This is a genomic window from Mesorhizobium tamadayense (genome assembly GCF_003863365.1).
GTDB lineage: Bacteria > Pseudomonadota > Alphaproteobacteria > Rhizobiales > Rhizobiaceae > Mesorhizobium > Mesorhizobium tamadayense.
On sequence record NZ_RQXT01000043.1, the window covers coordinates 40,643 to 63,881 of the forward strand.

Here is a 23,239-nt window from a genome sequence, read left to right on the forward strand (position 1 = left end):
CAATGTCGCGGCTTCCGGGGAAACAGCAGGCATAAGTCATGGACATCGTCAGACTCGCCATCCACAACGCCCGCCTCACAATATCGGCGCTGATGTTCCTGCTCGTCGCGGGCTGGGTCGCCTATCAGTCGACGCCGAAGGAAGCGGAACCGGACGTTCCGATTCCGATGATGTATGTCAGCCTGATCTACCAGGGCATCTCGCCGGAGGACTCCGAACGGCTGCTGCTCAGGCCGATGGAAAGCAAGCTCAAGAGCCTCAAGGGGCTCAAGGAGATGCGCTCGGCCGCCTTCCAGGGCGGCGGCTACGTGCTGGTCGAATTCCAGCCGCAGACAAATCTGGCCACCGCGCTGCAGGATACGCGCAGCAAGGTGCAGGACGCCAAGGCCGATCTGCCGCAGGCCGCCGAAGAGCCGACCGTCAGCGAAGTCAACGTTTCCGAGTTCCCGGTTCTCGTCGTGACGCTTTCCGGCGACGTGCCGGAGCGCGTGCTGACGTCGGCGGCGCGCGAATTGCGCGACCGCATCGAAGAGGTGCCGGGCGTGCTGGAAGGCTCGCTGCAGGGCGCGCGCGACGATCTGGTCGAAGTCGTCATCGACCCGGTGAAGCTCTCTTCCTACGGGCTGCAGCTCGACCAGGTGATCCAGGGCGTCGGCGCCTCCAACAGCCTGGTCGCGGCCGGCAATCTCGAAGGCTCCGAGGGCAAATACGCGGTCAAGGTGCCGTCGCTGATCGAGACGCCGGAGGATGTCGCCAGCCTGCCGGTCGTCGCCACACCCAACGCCGTGGTGCAGGCCAAGGATGTCGCCACGGTACGCTCGACCTTCAAGGACGCCGAGACGGTGACCCGCCTTGACGGCAAGCCGGCGATCGCCATCGAGGTGAAGAAGCGCATCGGCGCCAACCTGATCGACACGCTGAACCATGTCAGGGAAGTGTCGGACAACTTCATCAAGTCGATGCCGGAGGGCATGCACGTCACCTACACGCAGGACAAGTCGGTCTTCGTCAACCAGTTGCTCGGCGACCTGCAGAACCATGTGATGATCGCCGTCATCCTGGTGTTCATCGTCATCCTCTATGCGCTGTCGGGCCGCGCCTCGCTGCTGATCGGCCTCGCCATCCCGTCATCCTTCCTGATCGGCATCCTGCTGCTTGCCATGATGGGCTACACGATCAACATGATCGTGCTGTTCAGCCTGATCCTGGCGGTCGGCATGCTGGTCGACGACGCCATCATCGTCACCGAATTCGCGGAGCGGCGCATGAGCGAGGGCATGCCGAAGGCGGACGCCTTCGCTTTAGCCGCCAAGCGCATGGCGGGCCCGGTGATCGCGGCGACGATGACGCGCATCGCCGCGTTTTCGCCGCTGTTGTTCTGGCCCGGCATCATCGGCGACTTCATGAAATACATGCCGATCACGCTGATCGTGACGCTGTCGGCCTCGATGCTCTACGCGCTGGTCTTCGCGCCGACGCTGGGCGCCCTCTTCGCCAAGGCGCCGGCGCATCATGAGGACGACAATCGCGACGGCTGGTACATGGCCTTGGTCAAGCAGGCGGTGCGCTTCCCGATCACCGTCATACTGCTCACCGTCGGCCTGCTGGTCGGCGTTGGCTTCGCCTATTCGAAATACGGCGCCGGCGTCGAGTTCTTCCCGAATGTCGAGCCGGACTACGGCCTGCTCTACGTGCATGCCCGCGGCAACCTTTCATTGGCCGAAATGGACGCGGCCACGAAGACGGCGGAAAACCGGCTGCTCGGCTGGCCGGGCGTAAAGTCGGTCTATACGCGCGTCGGCAAGACGCAAGGCGGCGGCCAGGACATTCCGGAAGACGTGGTCGGCGTGATCCAGTACGAATTCGTCGACTGGCGCGAGCGCAAGTCCGCCAACCAGATCCTCAGCGATCTACGCGGCGTCATGGCCGGCATCCCCGGCGTCGATATCGAGGTGCGCGTGCCGGAGGCCGGTCCGCCGACCGGAAAGCCGATCCAGATCAGGCTTTCGGCGGCCGACCCGGCCGGGCTCGACGACAAGGCGCGCGCGGTGGCGGCGCGGATCGCCAAGATCCCCAACGTCATCGACATTTCGGACGGCCTGCCGCCACCGGGCGTCGACTGGGCGCTCGATGTCGACCGCGCCAAGGCCGCGCAATACGGCATCAGCCCGACATCGGTGGGCACGGTGGTGCAACTGGTGACGAACGGCCTCAAGCTGTCGGAATACCGGCCGGCCGGCGCCGACGACGCCGTCGACATCCGCCTGCGCCTGCCGGAAGACCGGCGCACGCTGTCGACGCTCGACGAGCTCAGGGTGCAGACCTCGCAAGGGTCGGTGCCGATCTCGAACTTCGTCGTCAGGAAGCCCGAGCCGACGGTCGGCATCCTCAACCGCATCGACGGCGCTCGCACCGTTGTCGTCCAGGCCAATGTCAGCGCCGGCGCACAGGTGGCGGCGGTGCAGGCGGAAGTCACCAAGGCGGTCGCCGACATGGATCTCGGCAGCGGCATCCGCTGGAAGCTCGCCGGCTCCAACGAGGACAGCGCGGAAGCCAGCGCCTTCCTCGGCAAGGCCTTCGGCGCCGCGATCTTCCTGATCTTCCTGGTGCTGCTTGCGCAGTTCAACAAGTTCACCAGCGTGTGGCTTGTGCTGTCCTGCGTGGTCATGGCGACGATCGGCGTGTTCCTGGGGCTGCTTCTGACAGGCGAGGCCTTCGGCATCGTGATGTCGGGCATCGGCGTCATCGCGCTCGCCGGCGTGGTGGTGAACAACAACATCGTGCTCATCGACACCTACGACCGGTTGCGCGAGGAGGGCTGGGACAAGATGGACGCGGTGCTGCAGACCTGCCGCGAACGCGCCCGGCCGGTCGTGCTGACGGCAGTCTCGGCCATCCTCGGCGTGCTGCCGATCGCCTTCGGCCTCGGCCTCGAGATCTTCCATCACGAGACGACGATCAACGCGCCGTCGACGCAATGGTGGATTTCGCTGTCCTCGGCGATCGTCTTCGGCCTGTCCTTCGCCACCTTGCTGACGCTGGTGGTGACGCCCTCGATGCTGATGGTGTTCACCCGCGCCAAGGTGAAGCCCGGCGCGCGCCGCCACTGGTTGAGCCGCGTGTTCCGTCGCGGCAAGGGCAAGGTATCGACTGAAGAGCCGACGCCCGATACCGCCGAACCGGAGATCGCCTTCCCGAAAGCCGCGGAATAGCGCCGGCTTCAACCAGCAAGGTAAGGCCGCCTTGGGGGAACAACCAGGCGGCCTTGCGCATTGTTGATCATGAGGGCATCTCAAGGCGGAGGGCTTCCTCATGACGCTCAGCACCATTCTCGTCATCATTCTGATCCTCATCCTGATCGGCGCCGTGCCGGCCTGGCCGCATTCGCGGTCCTGGGGCTATGGTCCCTCGGGGATCGTCGGCGTCATCCTGGTGGTGCTGCTGATCTTGTTGCTGATGGGCAGGATCTGACCCAAGACGATTTACGGCCGACCTTTTTTGAGACCTCGGCCGTTTCCATCGTCACGTCCCGGCAATCACGCGGCCTGCTGCGAGGCGTTCGCGGCGGCAATGTTGATATTCTGCATGGCCTCCTTCACCGCCCGATCGAGCGGCGTGTGCGGTATTTCGCCAATGACCTTTTCGAGCCGCGCCGAGACCAGACGATGCGCCTGGAAACGGAGGTAGGACATGGAGACGATCTCGCGCCACATGGCCACGAACGGGCCGCCGGCGCGCAGCACCCACCAGGGCATGAAGCTGAGCTTCAGCTTGCGCCCCAACGCCTTCTCGGCCGAGGCCTTGATCTCGAGGTCGGTGACGGCATGGCCCGGGAAGTTCAGCGCCTCGTAGAAGCCTAGCTTGCCCAGATTGCGCGCCAGCCCGACGAAGCCGACGGCGAAGTCCGGCAGGTAAGCCCATTCGTGCACGAGGTCGGCCGGGCCGGGCGCGGTGTAGACGCCCGTCTCCATCTTGGCGGCGACGACGAGGTCGAACCAGGAACCGCTGCCGGTGCCGCCGAAGAAGTCGCCGGCCCTCAACAGAATGGTGCGCACGCGGCCGGCAGCTCTTCCATGGCGCAGCGGATGCGGCCCTTGTCGGTGGTCGGATGGAACGGCGTCTCCTCGGTGATCACCTCAGGCATCGGCGAGCCGTAATTATAGACGGTGCCGGGGAAGAGATGCAGCGCGCCGTTCGCGCGGCAGGCTGCCATGACGTTCTCGGCCATCGGCAGGCATTTGCCCCAGTCGGTGTAGATCGGGTTCAGGCCGTTGAAGATGATGTCGACCCCTTCCGTCGCACGGATCAGCGACTGGCGGTCCAGCGCGTCGCCGGCGACCGCCGTGGCGACCTTCAGCTCGGCCGGCACCTTGCCGGTGCGGGTGACGGTGCGGACGTCGAAACCGGCGTCGATGAAGGCCTTGGCGACCACGCGGCCGAGCCGGCCATTGGCGCCCAGAATTGCGATCTTGGTCATTTGTCGTCTCCGTTGCTTGCGTTTGCCCACCCAATTTGGCCTCTCCGTAAACGAATGGAAATTGACTTGTGTTGGCGATCTGATAGTCAAAAATGAATGAAGGAATTCGACTGGAACCTGATCAAGAGCTTCGTCTCGGTGGCCGAGACCGGCAGCCTGTCGGCTGCGGCGCGCAGGCTGGCGGCCAGCCAGCCGACGCTCGGCCGCCATATCGCCGAGCTGGAGCAGGCGTTGGGCGTCACACTGTTCCGGCGTGGGCGGCGCGGCTATGAGCTGACGGAAGCGGGCAGCACGCTTTATGAGCGCGGAAAGGCAGTCAGCGAGCAGGCCAATGCCTTTTCGCTTCTGGCGCTCGGCTCGGTCGAGGCCATCGAGGGTACGGTGCGCATCGCCGCCAGCGAAGTGGTCGCGGCCTGCGTGCTTCCAGAAATGACGGCGCGCCTTGGCGAGGAGGAACCGGGCTTCGAGGTCGAGATCGTCGCCTCGAACCAGGTCGAGAACCTGCTGCGCCGCGACGCCGACATCGCCATCCGCATGGTCAGGCCGGCGCAGAACGAGCTGGTGGCGCGCAAGGTCACCGACATCGCGCTCTGCATATGTGCTGCAAAATCTTATCTCGACCGGGGCGGTCGCCCGAGTCGGCCGAGCGACCTTGCCGACCACCCTTTGGTTGGTTTCGACCGCAGCGACGAGATCATTCGTGGTTTCACCGCCTTCGGCATTCCGGTCAGTCGAAGCAACTTCCGGTTCAGAACCGACAACCAGATCGTGCTGTGGGAAGCGGTGCGGGCCGGCAACGGCATCGGTATCGGCCAGGAGCCGCTCGCCGATCGCGATCCTCAACTGGAGAAGCTTTTGCCGGAGGTTCCCTTGCCCGTGCTACCGGTATGGCTTGCGATGCATCGCGACGTGCGCACCAGCATGCGCATCCGCCGCGTGGCGGATTTCCTGCATGAGGAATTGAAGCGCTATTCCGCCGGCGCCGGCTCGGCACCGAATTCGGCGCGCTGAGCAAGGCCGGCCATCAAAAGAACGATGACCAGCAGGCCGGAGAGCGCGATGAAGATCGGGCCGAAGCTGGAATGCTCGGCGACGAAGCCAATTGCCGAGGGCGCCACCAGGATGCCGGAATAGCCCATGGTGGTGACCACGCTCATGCCAGTGCCCGAGGACATGCCTTCCTGGTTGCCACCGGCCGAGAACAGGATCGGCACCATATTGGCGATGCCGAAGCCGCAGAAGGCGAAAGCGGCGATCGCGAGCCAGGGGGAGGGCGAGAGGCCCGCAACCAGCATGCCGGCGGCGGCAACAAGCGCCGAGCCGCGCAGCGTCGCCACCGCGCCGAAGCGGTTGCGCACGCCGTCACCCAGGAAGCGCATCAGCGCCATCACGCCGGAGAAAGCGGCATAGGCGAGGCCGGCAACGGCAAGGTCGGCGCCGAGCTCCTGGTTGAGGTAGAGAGCCGCCCAGTCGAGCACCGCGCCCTCGGAGACCATAGTGAGCAGCGCCATCAGGCCGACCAGGTAGACCACCGTGTGCCGGGGCAGCGCGAATTTCTGATGCCCGGCGGTCTGCGGCTTGCCCTCCGCGACGAGGTAGCTGACGGCGAAGGCGATGACCGCGAAAGCGATTGCCGTCACCACGATCGCATGCGCGAGGTATCCGTAATTCTGGATAGAATAGCCGCCAAGCGCGCCGCCGGCGAAGCCGCCGAGACTCCAGAAGCCATGCGAGGACGACATGATCGCGCGGGAGAGCCTTCTTTCCACAACAACGGCATTGGAATTCATGGCGACGTCCATGCCGCCGATTGAGCCGCCGAAGATGAGCATGGCAATGGCCGCGAGCGGCACGTTGGGCGCCAGCGCCACCACCAGCAGGCCGAAGCTGCCGCAGAGGCCGAACCAGCGCAGCACGGTGCGCGAGCCGTGTCTGGAAATGAGATGGCCGCACCAGGTCATCGCCAGCACCGCGCCGACACCGAACAAAAGGATCAGCAGGCCCAGCGTGAATTTCGAGATGTCCAGCCGGGTGAGGAACACCGGGATCTGCGGCGCCCAACTGCCGGTGAGGAAGCCGTTGGCAAGGAAAATGCCGGCAACGGCCCAGCGGCCGCGGATCGCGGCTTGCATTGTGGTTTGCGCGCTCATTGTCTGAAGTCCGCTACGCCGATCGTTTTGCGCGGCAAATTAGATCGATTCAATCAGCAGTCAAGAACCGCCTTGTGGAAGCGCTTGGACCGAGAGGCGAGCGACCTGTGAGGAACAGACCCGCTTTAGAGATTCACGGAGACACCCCTCCTATCGTCATCCAAAGGCGGAGCAAGGAGCGAAGCGACGCGGCGCAGACCCGAGGATCCATGCCGTGACTTCGAGGTGTCGCAGCGGTGCAGAATTCTTCTCTGTTGCACCTCCCGGCCGATGTAACGGCATGGATTCTAGGGTCTCCGCGTCGTCGCCGCTGCGCGACTGCTTCGCCCTAGAATGACGAAGCCGCAGGGCCGGCCACATAAGGCAGTTCGCTCAGTGCTCCTTCGGCCGCTTCGCCTCGAACTCGGCCTTCTTGGCATCCGACGCTTCGGTCTGGTTGAGCGCCTGCCACTCGGCATAGGGCATGCCGTAGATGATCTCGCGCGACTCTTCCTTGGAGAGCCTGACGCCATCGGCCTCGGCGGCCTCGCGATACCAATTCGACAGGCAGTTGCGGCAGAAGCCGACGAGGTTCATCAGGTCGATGTTCTGGACGTCGCCGCGCTCGCGCAGATGCTCGACCAGCCGGCGGAAGGCGGCAGCCTCGAAATCGCGTTTCTGTTCGTCGCTGAGTTCGGTCATTGCATGGAGCTCCGTGGGGCTCGGGGCCCGTCACACTGGTCCGGTGCGCGAGCCGAACATCTTCACCTCGTGTATATCGGCACGGCGGTCGATGGCGTCAACGATCGGGGCCAGCCGCTCCACCCACGCCAAAGCGCCGGCGCGGTCGGCGATCAGGTCCTGACGGATCTCGAGCAGCGCATGGGCATAGCCGTTGACGATGGCGTGGCGGAACATGGTGTCACCGCGCAGCGCGCCGTCATAGGGCTCGTTGTCGCCGACGACGAGCGCCTTGTCCTCGGCCAGCATGTCGATCAGCGGCCGCGCCACGCGGTCGTCGCGGTCCCACAGGATGCCGACATGCCAGGGGCGGATGAAGCCTTGCATCGTCGGGGTGAAGGAATGCACCGAGAAGATGAACGGCGCTTTCCCCGAGGCGTGGGCCACTGAAGAAATCATCGCGCCGACGGCGTCGTGGTAGGGCCGGTAGAAGCGGTCGAGCCGTTTCTCCCGCTCCTCGGCGGCCATAGGATAGTTTCCAGGCACGATGGTGCCGTCATAGAGCTGGCGGATCAGCGTCGGGTCATCCTCGCCCCGGTTCGGGTCGATCAAAAGCCGCGAGAAGCCGGCAAGCAAGGCCGGCGCATCGAGCGCCGCCGCCAGCTCGCGCGTGACCGTCTCGACGCCGATGTCATACGCTATGTGGCGCTCGAATTCCGCCGCAGGCAGGCCGAGGCTGCCATAATCTTCCGGCAGGTCGCGGCGGGCGTGATCGGCCAGAAGCACGATGCCTTTCTTGCGGTCGCCCTCGACGATGTCGAAGGGTGCGAAAGCTGTGGATCGGGTCATCGGCTGAAAATGGTCTGTTCGCTGGCGTCCGGGCGGGATGGTATCGTCATTCCACGAAGAGGACTGAGGCGCAATGCCGTTGTTTGGCCACGGTTTCTGCAAAAAATCCCGGACGGAACGACAACTCGTGCACCGGGGCCTTCTAAATCGATTGGAATTGAACAAAACGGCGCGTTGACATGCGCCCGGAGTTTGCTGAAAAGGGCTTCGAGAGATGCAGATGTGGTTTGCGAAGGGATTTAGGATGGGTTTCGCCGGCAGGCTGCGCAAGCGCCTGACCCTGCCGCTCCTGATCTTTGGCGCAGGGCTCAGCTCAATCGCCGCGACCTCGCCCGCCCGCGCCGACTTCCGCGTCTGCAACGCGACGCAAAATCTGGTCGGCGTCGGCATCGGCTATCGCGCCAAGGCCGGCTGGATCACCGAAGGCTGGTGGCATATCGAAGGGTCGACCTGCAAAACGCTGATCGAGGGTCCGCTGTCATCGAGGTTTTACTATCTTTATGCAGAAGACGCCGAGCGCGGCGGGCGTTGGGATGGCCCGATCAACATGTGCGTGGCCGAGAAAGAGTTCAAGATCGCCGGCGTGAATGATTGCGTCGCCCGGGGCTTCCAGCGCGCCGGATTTCAGGAATATGACACGGGCGAGCAGGCAAGCTGGATGGTCCAGCTGACCGACGAGCCCGCAACGGGCGGCGCGCCAGCGACCGCCGCTCCGGGAACAAACAGTCAATGAGACGTAACCGCAAGGTCAAGATCCTCGCCACCATCGGTCCGGCTTCCTCGTCCGAGGAGATGCTGAAGAAGCTTTTCGAGGCTGGGGCCGATGTCTTCCGCATCAACATGAGCCATACCGACCACGAGCTGATGCGCACGCTCGTCGGCCGCATCCGCGCCGTCGAGGCCGCCGTCGGCCGGCCGATCGGCATCCTCGCCGACCTGCAGGGGCCGAAGCTCAGGGTCGGCAAGTTCGCCAACGGCAAGGAAGCGCTGACCGCGGGACAGACCTTCACGCTCGACGACAACCCGGAACCCGGCACATCGAAGCGGGTCTACCTGCCTCATCCGGAAATCCTGAGCTCGGTCGAGCCCGGTCACCGTCTTTTGATCGACGACGGCAAGCTGGAGCTCAAGGCTGTCAAGAGCGACGGCAAGTCGATCACCTGCACGGTCGTCGCCGGCACCACCATTTCCGACAAGAAGGGCGTCAGCCTGCCCGACACCGACCTGCCCGTCGGCGCGCTGACCGAGAAGGATCGCAGCGACCTCGACGCGGTGCTGGCGGCAAGCGTCGATTGGGTGGCGCTGTCCTTCGTGCAGCGGCCGGAGGATCTCGCCGAGGCCCGCAAGATCGCGCGCGGCCGGGCCCTGATCATGGCCAAGATCGAGAAGCCGCAGGCGGTCGCTCGCCTGGCCGAGATCATCGAGCTTTCCGACGCGCTGATGGTCGCCCGCGGCGATCTCGGTGTCGAAATGCCGCTGGAGGCGGTGCCCGGCATCCAGAAACAGATCACGCGCGCCGCGCGCCGCGCCGGCAAGCCGGTGGTGGTCGCGACGCAGATGCTGGAGTCGATGATCACAGCACCCGTGCCGACCCGCGCCGAGGTCTCCGACGTGTCGATCGCCGTCTTCGAGGGCGCGGACGCGATCATGCTTTCGGCCGAATCCGCCGCCGGCGCCTATCCGGTCGAGGCGGTCGCCATGATGAACCGCATCGCCACCAAGGTGGAAACCGACCCGACCTATGCCGGCATCATCAATGCGCAGCGCTCCGAGCCGGAGGCGACAGGGGCGGACGCGATCTCGCTCGCCGCACGCGAGATCGCCGAGACGCTGAAATTGTCGGCGATCATCACCTACACCGCCTCCGGCACCACCGGCCTGCGCGCCGCGCGCGAGCGCCCGCAGGTGCCGATCGTGGCGCTGTCGCCGATCGTCAACACGGCGCGGCGGCTGTCGCTGTTGTGGGGCACGCATTGCGTGGTCTCGGAGGACGCCACCGACCTCGACGACATGGTCGACCGCGCCTGCCGCATCGCGCTCGATGAAGGTTTCGGCAAGCCCGGCGATCGGGTGATCATCACCGCCGGCGTGCCGCTGCGGACGCCAGGCTCGACCAACATGCTGCGCATTGCGTATGTCGGGTCGGAGACGCACTGAGGGTATGCCGAGATTCAGGTGAGGCCGGCCTGACCTGAATTTCAGCCCACCCTAAGGTGCGTTTTTGAACTCATCCCGGCGCCAGCTCAGCATCCGGCACTTTGAGCTCGGGACATCTGCCGGCGCCTTGCGTGTCGCCAACGATGCGGCTCTCCACGGTCCTTGCGAGCGCCTGCAGATCGACCGGCGCGCCGGCGACCTTCTCGATGGCTCCGACGACGAGGTCGGGCGCGACCCAGTCGGGCTTGTGGCCGAGATTGCGGACCCAAATGAGTTCGGCGCCGGGAATGTCGCGCTCCAGCCCCACGGAATGGATGGTAGCGTAGACCACCTTGTCGCGGTCGCCTGAGATGGCCACTGTCGGCGCCTTGATCTCGCGATAGCCGGGCGAGGCATCGCGCACATAGTCGTAGAGCTGAGCTACATCGATGGCATTGGCGCGAAAGGCACGCGGCCTCAGCACCAGCGGGATCGAGGCGTTGCCCACATAGCCGTCCGGCACTTTGTTCGGCGAGAAGACGCAAGCCGTCGGGTCGCCGATCTGCAGCATGCCGGTGGGATAGGCCAGTGTCTCGGAAAACAGCCGCCCGACGATGGGAGCGGCCGTCAGCTTGTAATACCAGGCGGTCGCGCCGCCTGGCCAGGGATGGCTGACGGGCGCCAGGAAGACGAGGCCGCGCGTCTTATCGGGATGCCGGCGGGCAAAGGCGGCGGTGATCGCGCCGCCGAAGGAATGGCCGACGATGACGGCTTTCTCGATGCCGACGCGGTCCATCAGCGCGGCGATCGTATCCGCCTGCGCTGCCAGTGTTTCGTTGTTGCCCGGTCCGCGTTCCGACCAGCCGAAGCCCGGCCGGTCGAGGAACAGCATTTCGGCACGGCCTTCGAGCAAGGGCTTCAGCGGCAGCATCTGATCCCTGAGGTTGGCGCTGGCGCCATGGATGAAGACGACCGGCGGCAGATCGGCCTGTTCGGATGCTGGGATATGGACGTAGTGGATACGGGCGCCGGCGATGTCGGCGAATTCGCCGACCGGCGGGTTGCGGCGCTCGATCAGCCAAGCTCCGGCGCGGGTGACGCCGGCGAGGGCAAAGACGAGCGCGATGAGGAAATAGAGCGCGGCGCAGATGAGGTTCATGCGGATGAATACGGAAGCGGAGGGAACTTAGTTTAGGGCAGTAGGGCAGTAGGGCAGTAGGGCAGTAGGGCAGTAGGGCAGTAGGGCAGTAGGGCAGTAGGGCAGTAGGGCAGTAGGGCAGTAGGGCAGTAGGGCAGTAGGGCAGTAGGGCAGGTGTTTCCCAGCCAATCTCTACCCTACCGCCTTACTCCCTTAAAGGAATCAAATGCCTTCGCCGGCGAGTTCTTCCGACAGCGTCGAGACCTGGTCCTGGGCGCTGCGCATCATCGGATAGATGGCGAGCACCTTTTGCCAGGCTTCCAGCGCCGACTGCTTGTGGCCGGTCTCGGCCATGATCTGCGCCAGGCCGGAGAGCGCGCCGAAATGGCGCGGTTCGAGATGCAGCGTGTGGTCGATGTCCGACATCGACTTTCCATAATTCTTCATCAGGAAATGCACGGTGGCGCGGCGGTTCCAGCCTTCGGCATAATCGGGCTGCAAGGTCACCACCTGGTCGAGGAAATCGAGCGCGACGTCGAATTTCTGGTCTTCCGTCGCCTTCTGCACCCATTGCATCATCAGGTCGATCGAGGCGCTGCCCGACTGGTTCCACTCGTTCCAGATGCGGCCGGCGATGCGTTCGGCGGCCTTTTCATTGCGCTCGCGTCTGAGATCGGCAAAGAGCTGGTCGAGGCGCCCCTGCCTGGTCGAGGCGACCGGCGGCTGCGTGATGGCCGGCGGCGGCGTGGCGGCAGGCGGCCGCGTGACCTGGTCCTCGGCCGATGCAGGCGAGGCAGCGCAGGCGAGGAGGATGGCGGCGAAAGAAGCAAAAAGAATCCGCATCGCCGGAATCTAACGCCGGACGGCGGATCGTCAAAATGATTTTAGCGTGAGAGGGCCGGCGGACCGGCAATCGACATCAGCGCGGCGCGGCCTCTTTGTTTTTACGCATATCGTTCTCCCAAAACCGCTACGCGCTTTTGGGCAACATGCATCAAGCCGCGCAAGGCTCAGCCCTGGCGCGCCTTGTAGCGCGGGGCGGTCTTGTTGATGATGTAGACGCGTCCCTTGCGGCGAACCAGCCGGTTGTCGCGGTGACGCGCCTTGAGCGCCTTGAGCGAATTCTTGATCTTCATGGTCTAGCCTGTTCGGTCGGGGCCCGGTCCCGGGCCGAATTTTAAAGGCGCGCCCAGAAAAGCGCGCCTTTGAACTTGCGTGGCTCATAAACGAGGAGCCTCGCCCGTGTCAACCGCAAGCGCGCAACTCGGATGCCGCAACTGGCGCGCTCATCAAATATTCGCCATCCGGATCGCGCCGCATTGCGCGACTCGGGAGCGGCTGGAATGCTGGGCCGACGCAAAGCGATTGGAGATCCAGCATGCGCCGCCTCTTCTTGTCAGCCTGCATCGCCCTTCTGGCAACCGCCCCGGCTGCCTGGGCGCAGGAATGCGACCGCAGCGACGACAGCCAGTCGATGATGACCATTTGCGCCGATACCGGCTATCAGGCCGCCGATGCCAAGCTCAACGCCTACAAGGACCTCGTGGGCAGCAATGATGAGAAGGCCAACAAGCTGCTGCAGACGGCGCAGCGCGCCTGGATCGCCTTTCGCGATGCCGAATGCGCCTATTCGACCGTCGACAGCGAGGGCGGCTCCATCCATCCGATGGAGGTCTCGGAGTGCCTGACGCAGTTGACCAATGAGCGCACCAAGCAGCTCACCTCCGGCACCAATTGCCAGGAAGGCGATCCGAGCTGCGCCAGCCCGGACGAGGACGAGGATATGCAGTAGTCGCGGAATTAACTGCGACGCCGGATTCGGGTGAAATGGCCCATCTTGCGGCCAGGGCGGGACTCCGACTTGCCGTAGAGATGCAGCATCAGGTCGGGCTCGGCGAGCAGCGCCGGCACGTTCAGCATATCGTTGCCGATCAGGTTTTGCATGACGCAGTCGGAATGCCGGGCCGGCGAGCCAAGCGGCAGCCCGGCGACGGCGCGGATATGCTGATCGAACTGCGAGACGATGCAGGCGGCCTCCGTCCAGTGACCGGAATTGTGGACGCGCGGCGCCAGCTCGTTGGCCAGAAGCGAGCCGTCGGCAAGCACGAAGAACTCGACGCCGACGACGCCGACATAGTCGAGCGCCGCCAGTATCTTGGCGGCCGCCAATTGCGCTGCCGCAGCGGTCTCCGGCCTTATCCCTGCCGGCAGGGTCGAGCTGCGCAGTATGCCGTCGCGATGGACGTTCTCGGCCGGATCGTAAGCGGCGACCGAGCCGTCCTGTCCGCGCGCGGCGATCACCGAAATCTCGCGTTCGAAGTCGACGAGCGATTCGAGGATCAGCGGTACATTGCCCATCGCCTCGCAGGTGCCGGCAAAGCCGCCGGTTTCCATATTGCGGAAGACGCGCTGGCCCTTGCCGTCATAACCCAGGCGCCGCGTCTTCAGCACGCCGCTGCCGCTGAACTTCTTCAGCGCCTCGGTCAGCTGATCGTCATTGTCGACCGGGCAGAATTGGGCCGTGGGAATGCCGACGCCGTTCAGGAAATTCTTCTCGGCCACGCGATCCTGCGCGACTTCGAGCGCGCGCGCCGGCGGATGAACCGGAACGCGCGCGGCCAGCGTCTCCGCCGCCGCAACCGGGACGTTCTCGAACTCGTAGGTGACGACGGCGCTGGCGGCGGCCAGCTCGGCAAGTGCCGCGGGATCGTCATAGGCGGCGACGATCTGCCGGTTGGCGACCTGGGCCGCCGGGCAATCGGCCTGCGGCTCCAGCACGATGGTGCGATAGCCGAGGCGAGCGGCCGCCATCGCCAGCATGCGGCCGAGCTGGCCGCCGCCGATGATGCCGATCGTCGATCCCGGGGCGAGGCTCACGGCGTATCCGCCGGCTCGTTGGCGACCTTGGCGGTCTGGGCGGCGCGCCAAGCGTCGAGCCGGGTGGCGAGTTTTTCATCGCTCAACGCCAGCACCGCGGCGGCCAGAAGCGCCGCGTTGGCGGCGCCCGCCTTGCCGATCGCCAGCGTGCCGACCGGGACGCCGGCCGGCATCTGCACGATGGAGAGCAGCGAATCCTGGCCGGACAGCGCCTTGGATTCGATCGGAACGCCGAAGACGGGCAGCGGCGTCATCGCCGCCGTCATGCCAGGCAGGTGCGCCGCGCCGCCGGCGCCGGCGATGATCACCTTGTAGCCGGCGGCCTTGGCGCCCTTGGCGAATTCATAGAGGCGGTCGGGGGTGCGGTGCGCCGAGACGATCAGCCGCTTGTGCGGGATGCCCAGCACATCCAGCGTTTCCGCCGCCTGGCGCATCGTCGCCCAGTCGGACTGGCTGCCCATGATGATGGCGACGTCGGCACGCTGATCGGTCAAGGTATCGCTCCCCGGCGGCAAAGGCGCGCCTTAGCGGAATTCGCCGGGAGCCGCAAGGATTCGGACGCGTTTGGGCACGATCGATGCTCCCGGCGACGCCTATCGCCAGCCGCCAGAGGCGGCAATGCGCTCGCCGGTCAGCCAGGACGCATCGTCGGAAGCGAGAAAGACCGCGACTCGGGCATTTCCTTCTCGAACTCGCTGCCCACGACGCCAACCCGCTTCAGCCTCTCGGTGTCGACGCCGCCCGGAGCGATGGCGTTGACGCGGATGTTGCGAACCCCGAGCTCCCTGGACATCGACAGCGTGATCGAATCCACCGCGCTCTTGGTTGCGGCATAGATGAGCGAATTGGGTTGCGGGTTCAGGCTGGCGATCGAGCTGATGTTGATGACACTGCCGCCAGCCGGGCCGAAATGTTTCGCCGCTTCCTGGATGGTCAGGATCGTGCCCAGCACATTGGTGTCAAACTGGCGGTGGAACTCGGACTCGGTCACGGCTTCCAGCGGCTCGAACTCGAACACGCCGGCATTGTTGACCAGTATGTCGATGGTGCCGAAGGATGACTTCGCCGCCTCAAACAGACGGCGCACGTCGTCGCCCAGCGAGACGTCGCCCTGGACGGCTATCGCCCGGCCGCCGTTTTCCTTGATCCCGGCAACGATGCGGTCGGCGCCTTCCTTGGAAGTGGCGTAGTTGACGACCACGGCGGCGCCGGCTGCCGCCAGCCCCTTGGCGATGGCGGCGCCTATGCCTTTCGAAGCGCCGGTGACGATAGCGACCTTTTCAGCCAGTCTGCTCGTCAAATCTCTCCTTGTGTCCGTGATGAGTGGTATCTGGTGATGATCGGAAGGCGTATTAGGAGTGCGCACCGTCGATGCCGGTTCGTTTCACGCAGCCAGCCGTCTGCTCGGCTCCAGCCCGTCGGCGGTATCGAAAAGCGTGGCGCGGCTGGAACGGCGGCTGGGCGTACGATTGATCCAGCGCTCGACCCGCCGCCTTGGGCTGACCAGCGAAGGCATCGCCTATTACGAGCGGGTCGCGCCGCTGCTGAGGGCGCTCGACGACGCCGAAGATATCGTCCAGATGGCCGATACGGCGCGGGGTCTGCTGCGCGTCACCGCACCCGTCGAGCTCGGCCGCGGCCTGATCGCCTCATGGGCGCAGCTCTTTCTATCGCAACATGGCGAGCTGAAACTGGAGCTCTGCGTTACCGACCGCCATGCCGACCTGATCCGTGAGGGCTACGACATGGCGGTGCGCATAGGCGACCTGTCCGACACCGGTCTCGTCTCCCGCAAGATCGCCAATCTGGCGATCGTACTGGTCGCCGCGCCCATCTATATCGAGCGGCGGGGCCAGCCGGCCTAGATCGATGCGCTGCAGGACCACGACTTCATCCGCCACCAGATGGCAGGGCGGCCGTATCCCGTCACTTTCGCGGATGGCACGCAGATCGTGCCGAACGGGCGCTTCGACACCGACGACGGTGGCGCCATCCGGCAGGCGGCGCTTGCCGGTGCCGGCATCGCTCATCTGATGCAGTTTGCGGTGCAGGACGATCTCGATGCCGGTCGCCTGGTTCGCATCCTGCCCGGGTGGCGATGCCGACCATGCCGGTCCACATCGTGCATGCGTTCGGGCGGCAGCTGCCGGTCCGGGCCCGCCTGTTCGTCGATTTCCTCGCAGGCCGAATGGCGGCACTGTCGAGGTAGTTGCAGGACGGCGCTAATCCGGCCAGCGCAGCGTGCCAGCCGAATCCTTGCGCGCCGCTTTCATCGCATCCGCCGGTCGTTCCTTCGCCGTTAGCACGGCGCGCAAGCACTCCGCCACAATCTCGGCCTCGCCGGGATGGAGGTTGCAGGGGTCGAGGAAGAAATGGCCGCGCTCGACCTCGTGGTTGCGCACGATGACGGGCGGCGAGCCGGCGGCTAAAGCCGAGGCGAGGCCGGCGGCGGTGAAGCGGCTTTCGGGCCGCACGAAAACCTGCAGGCGATCGAGCGGGTTGGCGGTCGGGTCAGGGATGATCTGCGCGCCGATGCCCGCAATGCCCTGGAGCGCCTCCTTCCACAGGTTGAGTGCCGCCTCCTCGCGCCGGCGGATGCCGGCATGGTCGCGCTTTTCCCAGGCTTCGAGCGCCGCCATGGTGCCGGCGATGCTTTCCTTGCCGACCTTCATGGCCCGCGCGACGCCGCGGTTCTGCAGATAGGCGGCGCGCACCAGATCCTTGCGGCCGGTGACGATGCCGCTGGTCGGGCCGCTCAGGAATTTGTGGCCGCTGTAGACCACGATGTCGGCGCCGCGCGCGAGGAAGCTGCGCAGATCGTATTCGGACGCCGCGTCAACGATCACCGGAACGCCCTTGGCGTGGCAGGTCTCGCAGAATTCCTCCAGCGAAAGCATGCCGTATTGCACCGTGTGGTGCGCGACGACGTAGAGTGCTGCCGCCGTGCGCTCATTGATCGCCTCGCGCACATGATAGTCCTGCGTGACGCTGACGGTGCCCGCCGGCACGACCTTGGCGCCGGCGACCCGGGCCGATTGGTCGATCGGCGCGCCGTAGTTGACGATGTGGCCAAGCTGGATGACAACCTCCGACTTCAGCCCTTCCGTGTCGTCCGGCAGACGTTCGATCGCGAGCAGATTGGTGCCGGTCATCGCGCCGGCGACGGCCATGGTGATGCCGCTGGCGCAGCAGGCGGTGATGAAGCCGGCCTCGCCGCCGGTGAGGCGCGCGACAATGGCGCTCGCGGCGCGTTGCAAATCGTCCATCTCAACCCATTGCGAGGCGATCTCGGCCATGGCGCTGATTGCCTCGGGGACGATGATCGAGGCCCCTAAGGTCGTCATCGTGCCGGAGACGTTGATGATCGGCCTCAAACCCAGGCGTTCGCGGATGGTGGTGTTGGAGCCGGTTTCGGAAATGGTTTTCATGGCGAGAGGTCCCGTGAGTTCAGGCGGCGATCTCGACGACCGCTTCGATTTCGACAGTGATGTTTCCAGGCAGCGAGCCGACGCCGATCGCCGAGCGCGCATGGCCGCCGATCCGGTCGAAGACATTGGCGAACAGGTCGGAGCAGCCATTGACCACTTTCGGGTGGTCGCTGAAGGTCGGTGTCGCGTTGACGAAGCCGAGCAGTTTCACCACGCGCACGATCCGGCCGAGGTCGCCCGCCGCCGCGTGCATGACGGCAAGCAAATTGAGGCCGGTGAGGCGGGCATGCTCATAGGCCTGCTCGACGGTCACGTCCTCGCCGACCTTGCCGGTGCAAAGCGTGCCGTCGGCGCGCAGCGGTCCTTGCCCCGACAGGAAGATCAGCCGGCCGCTCTCGGCATGGGTGACGAAGTTGGCGATGGGCGTCGGCGGCTCGGGCAAGGTCAGGCCGAGTTCGGCGAGCCGGATGTAAGGCGTCATGGAAGAAGGCTCCCTAGGATGGCTTCAGCCATCCGTTGTCGACAATGAACGGCTCTCGCCGCCGATGTCAGAACTGCGAGGCACGAAAACGCGCCAGGAAAGAGCGGAGGCGCTCGTTGGTGGTCTCTGCGGCGAGCACCTCCTTCGGCGGGCCAACGGCGCTGACGCCGCCATCGGCCATGAAGACGATGCGGCTGGACGCGTCGCGCGCGAAGGCCATTTCATGCGTCACCATCACCATGGTCATGCCGTCCTCGGCCAGGCTGCGCACCACCGCCAGCACCTCGCCGACAAGTTCCGGATCGAGCGCCGAGGTGATCTCGTCGAGCAGCAGGATCTTCGGTTCCATGGCGACCGCGCGGGCGATGCCGACGCGCTGCTGCTGGCCGCCGGAAAGCTCGGCGGGCAGGCTGTCGGCTTTGTGGGCGAGGCCGACGCGTCCAAGCCAGTGCTCGGCGATCGCCCGCGCCTCCGATTTGCTCTTGCCGCGCACCTTGGTGAGACCGAGCATGATGTTGCCGGCCGCCGTCAGGTGCGGGAACAGGTTGAAGCTCTGGAACACCATGCCGGTCTCGGCGCGCATGGCGGCCAAGTCGTGCTCGCTGCGCCGCTGGCGCGCGCCGCCGTCGCGAAAACCGACCTCCCTGCCGTCGATGCGGATCGAGCCGCTGTCATAGCTTTCGAGGAAGTTGACGCAGCGCAGCAGCGTCGTCTTGCCGCTGCCGGACGGGCCGATGACGGTGACCACCTCGCCCTTCGCCACCTTGAGGCTGACAGAGCGCAATACCTCGACGGAGCCGAAGGATTTCGAGACCTCGGCAATGTCGAGAAGCGCTGGGCTGTCGCTGGAACTGGTGGCCATCGTGCTATTCCCGGATGAAGGTGAAGCGCTGCTCAAGCCGCCGGCTGGCGTATGAAAGCGCGTAGTTGACGGCAAAGTAGAGAAGGGCGCCGAGGATATAGAGCGGCATCGCCTCATAGGTGCGGCCGATGACCTGGTTGATGGCCTGCATCAGATCGGTGATGCCGAGCAGCGAGACCAGCGCGCTGCCCTTCACCGCGTCGGTGACGCCGTTGATCCAGGGCGGCAGGAAACGGCGGAAGGCCTGCGGGAAGATGACGTAGGCAAGCCGCTGGCGGAAGGTCAGGCCGATCGCCATCGCCGCTTCCGACTGGCCCTTGGGAATAGAGGCGACCGCGCCGCGCAGATATTCGACGACCTGCGCGGTCTTGAACAGGGTCAGCGCCAGCACCGCGGCCCAGAAGGACTGAAGATGCACGCCGACGGCAGGGAGGCCGTAATAGACGAAGAAGATCAGCACCAGGATCGGGATGCCGCGGATGGTGTCGCTGAAGATGCGCACCGCCCAGCGCAGCGGCGCCGGGCCGTAGACGAGGCCGACGCCGAGGATAACGCCGGCGATCAGCGAAAGCACCACGACCAGCAACGACACCCAGAGCGTCAGCGCGAAGCCTTCGGCGAGGAACGGCAGGGCATAGGCGATCTGGCCAAGCATCAGCGCGCCGTCCTGTACCAGCGCTCGACAAGCCGCAGCGCGAAGAGAAGGGCGTAACCCGTCACCAGATACATCGCCGTCACCACCAGATAGACCTCGACGATGCGGAATGTGTTGAAGTTGATCCACTGCGCGCCATAGGTCAGCTCCGGCACCGAGATGACGGAAGCGACGGACGTGTCCTTGAACAGCGAGATGAAGGTGTTGGAGAGCGCGGGCAGGGTGATGCGCATCATCGTCGGCAGGCGCACATGGATCAGCCGCTGCCAGGGCGTCAGGCCGATCGCCTTGCCGGCGTCGATCTGGCCGCGCGGCACGGCCTCCAGACCGGAGCGGAACACCTCGACCAGGTAGGCGCCGCTATAGAGCGCAAGCGTGGCAACGAAGGAAGTCTGCGCGCTGTAGGCGACGTCGATGACGGTCGGCAGGCCGTAGAAGACCAGATAGACCAGCAGGATCAGCGGCACGTTGCGGATGAATTCGACATAGGCCGCGATGACGCCACGCACGACGCGCCCTGCCGACACGTACCAGACGGCCAGCACCAGCCCGATGACGATGCCGATGGCGATCGAGATCACGGCAAGCTCCAAGCTGAGCAGCAGGCCGCCCCACAGCTTGTCGAAATGCCGCCAGATCAGGTTGAAATTGAGCGTGTAGCCCATGCGTCCGTCTCAATGGCCAGCGATGACGGATCGAGCATCCGCCACTCGCCAGGCCTGTGTCGAGGAGAAACGGGCGGAAGGATGGTTTGCTTGGTCCTCCCGCCGGCTTTGTCAGAGTGGCCCGGTCAGATGACCGGGAAGCCCGGATGGCGCGGCGGCGGCTCTTGGCCGAAATATTCCTTGAAAGCGGCATCGTAGAGCGCCGTCTCATGGCCGAACATGGCGATGGTGAAAGTCTGATTGACGAAGGTCAGCCAGTCGAGGTCGCCTTGCCTCAATGCCGCGCCGTAGAGCATCGAATACCAGCTCTTGCCGGCGTCGAAATACTTGTCCGGATTGCGCGAGGCGAGCCAGCGCACGGTGGAGAGGTCGACCGCGGCGGCGTCGACCCGCTTCGATTCCAGCGCCTGCAAGACGTTCGCCTGGGTGTCGATCTGCATCACCTGCGCCTGCGGCAAGGCGTAATGCACGGAGGTTTCGGCATCGACGTTCTGCAGGATCGAAATGCGCGTCGCCGAACCGCCGGCAAGCAGCTTGTCGAAGGTCTTGTTCTCGGAAGAGGGCAGCGTCAGCAGCGCGACGCCTTCGACATAGTAGGGCCTGGAGAAGTTGATGAGCTGCGAGCGCTGCGCGCTCATGGTCATGAACTGAATGGTGATGTCGACCTTGTTGGTGGTGACGTTCGGGATGCGCTGCGCCGGATCCTGCATGACGAACTCGACCTTGGTCGGATCATCGAAAAGGCCCTTGGCGAGGATGCGGCCCATGGTGATGTCCATGCCGACCAGCTCGCCGGCATCGTTCTCGAAATGCCACGGCGCATTGGTGCTGCCGGTGCCGACGATCAGCTTGCCGCGATCGAGCGCGGTGCGCAGCACACTGTCAGACGCGGCTTGCGCGGCGGCCTTCTCGGCGCTGATAGCGGTCAGCGCGCCGGCGGTTGCCAGTCCCGCCATTCCCAATTTCAGAAAATCACGTCTTCCGGATGTGTCGTTCACGGCGACCTCCTTTTGTGTTGTGTTCCCCTGTGAATACACGCGTCGGTAATCGATAATGTCTCTTACAAGAGACGCATGTATCCTGTACAAGACAGATACTAACACCGGGAATCGACAATGCAAGATGGCAAAGCGCTATCCGAATGGCAGGCGGCAAGTCCGGAGGAGAGGCCCGGGAGCTCACGCGAAAAGGGCCTCAACCGGGTGCTGCACATTCTGGAGTTCCTGCACGCCACACAGCGCGCGATCGGCATTGGCGAGCTGGCCAAGGGGCTGAACGCCCCGCGCTCGACGACCTACACGCTGGTGCGCGAGCTGGTCGATGCCGGGCTCCTGGAGATGGCCGGCGACGGCAACCGCGTCTATTTCGGCAAGAAGCTCTATCTCTATGGAATGGCCTATATGCGCGGCAACGACCTGTTGCGGCGCGGACGGCAGGAAGTCGACACGCTGTCGCGCGAGACGGGCGAGACTTCCGAGCTCTGCATGCTGCAGAGCGGCCGCTACACGATCGTCCATTCGAGCCCCGGCATGAGGCCGTTCCGCATCAGTTCGGCCACCGGCCTGCAGATACCGCTGCCCTGGACCGCCTCCGGCCGGCTGCTGCTTGCCGGCCTCCAACGCAGCCGGATCGAGGCAATAATCTCGGAGGATGACCTCGTGCTGCCGGACGGCCGCAAGATCGAGCTCGAAGACTTCATCGAAGACATCGCAAAAGCCCGCGTCAGCGGCTATTGCGTGACCTCGGGCCTTGTCGACGCCTACACCAAATGCCTGGCGGCACCGGTCTTTTCAGCGCCCGGCAAGGTCGAGGCGACGATGTGCCTGGTGGTCCCGATCGACACGTCGGAGGAGCGCACAGGCGAGCTGGTTGCGCTGCTGCGCGAGCGCGCGGCGCGGCTTTCGATCTCGTGATCGGGCTTAAGCGGGAAGGAAGTTTCCGCTCAGGCGATGATGTCGGGGATGATGCGGTCTTCCAGCGCCATCAGCCGGTCCTTCAGCAGGAGCTTCTTCTTCTTCATGCGCTGGATCTGGAGCGGGTCGCAACCCATGGCGATCATCGCATTGATGGCGGCGTCGAAATCGGCGTGTTCCTGTTTGAGCCGGGAATATTCTAGGCGTATCTCAGCCTGTTCCTGTTCGGACATTATCTACCGTCTGCGTATGCGTCGCCCAAGATGGGCCTGTCTGGGCGGGGCCGGTGGGTTTGTGACCGGCGCGCAGCCAATATCACATTTCACATTGTCGTGGAATGCTACCACGCGGCATTCGACATCGGGATTGGTTGGTGGCAAACTGTCATGGTGCCGTCACAGTAGCGACCTGCGGTGGACGTGCGTGCGACGGCTGCAATCGAGGAAACCATGAAAGGGAGAACCAATCATGTCTCTTGCGTCCCATCTTGATGAGCTGCAGCGGAAGCATGGCGACATCGAGCGCGAAATTACCGATGCGATGGCGCATCCCTCGGTAGACGACCTCGAGATCGCCAATCTCAAGCGGCGCAAGTTGGCAATCAAGGACGAGATTGAAAAGCTCAAGGCGAAACCGACGACACACTGAAGCTCCTCTAGACAACAAGCGCGCCATTTGCGGCGCAATCATCCTCCCGGTGGCTGCTACCATGCCACCGGTGCATAGCGTTTACCCCGGATTTAGGTCGATCTTGGCAGCGGCGGCGTAATTGGCGTCTTCGAAGCCGGAGCAGGGACTTATGGTCCCAGTAGCTAAAGCAGCTCGCGTGAGAAAGGATTCACACGACCTGCTTTAGGTCTTTGATTTTAAGCATGTCTTTGTCCCGAAACCGCAGCACACTTTCGGGCGACATGCCTAGCCGGGCAGCCGATTTGCCCGGTCGCCCGC

The 23,239-nt window shown here is 64.7% G+C and carries 23 protein-coding genes and 3 pseudogenes; 9 read left to right on the forward strand and 17 right to left on the reverse strand.

Annotation, left to right across the window (positions count from 1 at the left end; all coding sequences use genetic code 11):
- The first annotated feature begins 38 nt into the window (after positions 1 to 38).
- Positions 39 to 3,212 carry an efflux RND transporter permease subunit gene (locus EH240_RS27345; RefSeq protein WP_125004444.1) on the forward strand — a complete coding sequence of 1,058 codons (3,174 nt, stop codon included), beginning with the start codon at positions 39 to 41 and terminating at the stop codon, positions 3,210 to 3,212.
- Positions 3,213 to 3,312: 100 nt separating this feature from the next.
- Positions 3,313 to 3,471 carry a DUF3309 family protein gene (locus EH240_RS27350; RefSeq protein WP_125004446.1) on the forward strand — a complete coding sequence of 53 codons (159 nt, stop codon included), beginning with the start codon at positions 3,313 to 3,315 and terminating at the stop codon, positions 3,469 to 3,471.
- A gap of 65 nt (positions 3,472 to 3,536) precedes the next feature.
- Here the strand turns inward: EH240_RS27350 and EH240_RS27355 are convergent.
- Positions 3,537 to 4,477 (reverse strand): annotated as a pseudogene (locus EH240_RS27355) (SDR family oxidoreductase).
- A 96-nt stretch (positions 4,478 to 4,573) separates the two neighbouring features.
- Between EH240_RS27355 and EH240_RS27360 the strand changes: the two are divergent.
- Entirely contained in the window at positions 4,574 to 5,488 is a 915-nt protein-coding gene (locus tag EH240_RS27360) for a LysR family transcriptional regulator (protein WP_125004448.1), read from the forward strand.
- Here the strand turns inward: EH240_RS27360 and EH240_RS27365 are convergent.
- The 3 genes from EH240_RS27365 to EH240_RS27375 all read right to left on the reverse strand — a co-directional run bounded on the left by EH240_RS27365 (position 5,446) and on the right by EH240_RS27375 (position 8,136).
- Entirely contained in the window at positions 5,446 to 6,627 is a 1,182-nt protein-coding gene (locus tag EH240_RS27365) for an MFS transporter (protein ID WP_125004450.1), read from the reverse strand. The genes EH240_RS27360 and EH240_RS27365 overlap by 43 nt on opposite strands.
- A 372-nt stretch (positions 6,628 to 6,999) precedes the next feature.
- Complete coding sequence (locus EH240_RS27370; protein ID WP_125004452.1) at positions 7,000 to 7,308, reverse strand: DUF1244 domain-containing protein; 309 nt, start codon at positions 7,306 to 7,308, stop codon at positions 7,000 to 7,002.
- A 30-nt stretch (positions 7,309 to 7,338) separates the two neighbouring features.
- Positions 7,339 to 8,136, reverse strand: coding sequence for an N-formylglutamate amidohydrolase (locus EH240_RS27375; protein WP_125004454.1), 798 nt, complete (start codon positions 8,134 to 8,136; stop codon positions 7,339 to 7,341).
- 244 nt (positions 8,137 to 8,380) lie between these two features.
- On the opposite strand from EH240_RS27375, the gene EH240_RS27380 reads away from it, so the two are divergent.
- Positions 8,381 to 8,869 (forward strand): DUF1036 domain-containing protein, encoded by a 489-nt coding sequence (locus tag EH240_RS27380; RefSeq protein WP_125004456.1) that lies wholly within the window; start codon positions 8,381 to 8,383, stop codon positions 8,867 to 8,869.
- Entirely contained in the window at positions 8,866 to 10,293 is a 1,428-nt protein-coding gene (pyk, locus tag EH240_RS27385) for a pyruvate kinase (protein ID WP_125004458.1), read from the forward strand. The genes EH240_RS27380 and pyk overlap by 4 nt, the downstream gene beginning before the upstream one ends.
- A 70-nt stretch (positions 10,294 to 10,363) precedes the next feature.
- Here the strand turns inward: pyk and EH240_RS27390 are convergent, their stop codons facing one another.
- From EH240_RS27390 to ykgO, 3 genes are all read right to left on the reverse strand, one after another.
- On the reverse strand, positions 10,364 to 11,431 hold the full coding sequence (locus EH240_RS27390) for an alpha/beta fold hydrolase (RefSeq protein WP_125004460.1): 1,068 nt from the start codon (positions 11,429 to 11,431) through the stop codon (positions 10,364 to 10,366).
- 201 nt (positions 11,432 to 11,632) lie between these two features.
- Positions 11,633 to 12,253 (reverse strand): tetratricopeptide repeat protein, encoded by a 621-nt coding sequence (locus tag EH240_RS27395; RefSeq protein WP_125004462.1) that lies wholly within the window; start codon positions 12,251 to 12,253, stop codon positions 11,633 to 11,635.
- A 167-nt stretch (positions 12,254 to 12,420) separates the two neighbouring features.
- Entirely contained in the window at positions 12,421 to 12,546 is a 126-nt protein-coding gene (gene ykgO / locus EH240_RS27400) for a type B 50S ribosomal protein L36 (protein ID WP_125004464.1), read from the reverse strand.
- Positions 12,547 to 12,788: 242 nt separating this feature from the next.
- On the opposite strand from ykgO, the gene EH240_RS27405 reads away from it, so the two are divergent.
- A complete protein-coding gene (locus EH240_RS27405) occupies positions 12,789 to 13,202 on the forward strand; it encodes a lysozyme inhibitor LprI family protein (RefSeq protein ID WP_125004466.1) in 414 nt (137 codons plus the stop codon).
- Between the two features lie 8 nt (positions 13,203 to 13,210).
- Here the strand turns inward: EH240_RS27405 and EH240_RS27410 are convergent, their stop codons facing one another.
- The 3 genes and pseudogenes from EH240_RS27410 to EH240_RS27420 all read right to left on the reverse strand — a co-directional run bounded on the left by EH240_RS27410 (position 13,211) and on the right by EH240_RS27420 (position 15,587).
- On the reverse strand, positions 13,211 to 14,287 hold the full coding sequence (locus tag EH240_RS27410) for a 5-(carboxyamino)imidazole ribonucleotide synthase (RefSeq protein WP_125004468.1): 1,077 nt from the start codon (positions 14,285 to 14,287) through the stop codon (positions 13,211 to 13,213).
- Positions 14,284 to 14,781: a 5-(carboxyamino)imidazole ribonucleotide mutase gene (purE, locus tag EH240_RS27415; RefSeq protein WP_125004470.1), complete on the reverse strand. Its 498-nt coding sequence runs from the start codon at positions 14,779 to 14,781 to the stop codon at positions 14,284 to 14,286. The genes EH240_RS27410 and purE overlap by 4 nt, the downstream gene beginning before the upstream one ends.
- Before the next feature lie 99 nt (positions 14,782 to 14,880).
- Positions 14,881 to 15,587: pseudogene (locus EH240_RS27420) on the reverse strand (SDR family NAD(P)-dependent oxidoreductase).
- A gap of 58 nt (positions 15,588 to 15,645) precedes the next feature.
- On the opposite strand from EH240_RS27420, the pseudogene EH240_RS39245 reads away from it, so the two are divergent.
- Positions 15,646 to 16,590, forward strand: a pseudogene (locus EH240_RS39245) (LysR family transcriptional regulator).
- Here the strand turns inward: EH240_RS39245 and EH240_RS27430 are convergent.
- From EH240_RS27430 to EH240_RS27455, 6 genes are all read right to left on the reverse strand, one after another.
- Positions 16,510 to 17,715: an aminotransferase class V-fold PLP-dependent enzyme gene (locus tag EH240_RS27430; protein ID WP_125004472.1), complete on the reverse strand. Its 1,206-nt coding sequence runs from the start codon at positions 17,713 to 17,715 to the stop codon at positions 16,510 to 16,512. The pseudogene EH240_RS39245 and the gene EH240_RS27430 overlap by 81 nt on opposite strands.
- A gap of 19 nt (positions 17,716 to 17,734) precedes the next feature.
- On the reverse strand, positions 17,735 to 18,196 hold the full coding sequence (locus tag EH240_RS27435) for a RidA family protein (protein WP_125004474.1): 462 nt from the start codon (positions 18,194 to 18,196) through the stop codon (positions 17,735 to 17,737).
- 67 nt (positions 18,197 to 18,263) lie between these two features.
- A complete protein-coding gene (locus tag EH240_RS27440; protein ID WP_125004476.1) occupies positions 18,264 to 19,058 on the reverse strand; it encodes an amino acid ABC transporter ATP-binding protein in 795 nt (264 codons plus the stop codon).
- A gap of 4 nt (positions 19,059 to 19,062) precedes the next feature.
- Positions 19,063 to 19,713, reverse strand: a complete 651-nt coding sequence (locus EH240_RS27445; protein WP_125004478.1) for an amino acid ABC transporter permease — start codon at positions 19,711 to 19,713, stop codon at positions 19,063 to 19,065.
- Positions 19,713 to 20,378 carry an amino acid ABC transporter permease gene (locus EH240_RS27450; RefSeq protein WP_125004480.1) on the reverse strand — a complete coding sequence of 222 codons (666 nt, stop codon included), beginning with the start codon at positions 20,376 to 20,378 and terminating at the stop codon, positions 19,713 to 19,715. Before EH240_RS27450 ends, EH240_RS27445 begins: the two co-directional genes overlap by 1 nt.
- Positions 20,379 to 20,503: 125 nt before the next feature.
- Entirely contained in the window at positions 20,504 to 21,334 is an 831-nt protein-coding gene (locus EH240_RS27455) for a transporter substrate-binding protein (RefSeq protein WP_206075330.1), read from the reverse strand.
- A gap of 159 nt (positions 21,335 to 21,493) precedes the next feature.
- On the opposite strand from EH240_RS27455, the gene EH240_RS27460 reads away from it, so the two are divergent.
- Positions 21,494 to 22,291 carry an IclR family transcriptional regulator gene (locus EH240_RS27460; protein WP_125004484.1) on the forward strand — a complete coding sequence of 266 codons (798 nt, stop codon included), beginning with the start codon at positions 21,494 to 21,496 and terminating at the stop codon, positions 22,289 to 22,291.
- Positions 22,292 to 22,320: 29 nt separating this feature from the next.
- Here EH240_RS27460 and EH240_RS27465 read toward each other — a convergent pair whose 3' ends face one another.
- Positions 22,321 to 22,524: a YdcH family protein gene (locus EH240_RS27465; protein ID WP_027166663.1), complete on the reverse strand. Its 204-nt coding sequence runs from the start codon at positions 22,522 to 22,524 to the stop codon at positions 22,321 to 22,323.
- Between the two features lie 235 nt (positions 22,525 to 22,759).
- Here EH240_RS27465 and EH240_RS27470 point away from each other — a divergent pair, with 235 nt between their 5' ends.
- Entirely contained in the window at positions 22,760 to 22,939 is a 180-nt protein-coding gene (locus EH240_RS27470) for a YdcH family protein (protein ID WP_125004486.1), read from the forward strand.
- Positions 22,940 to 23,239: the final 300 nt, after the last annotated feature.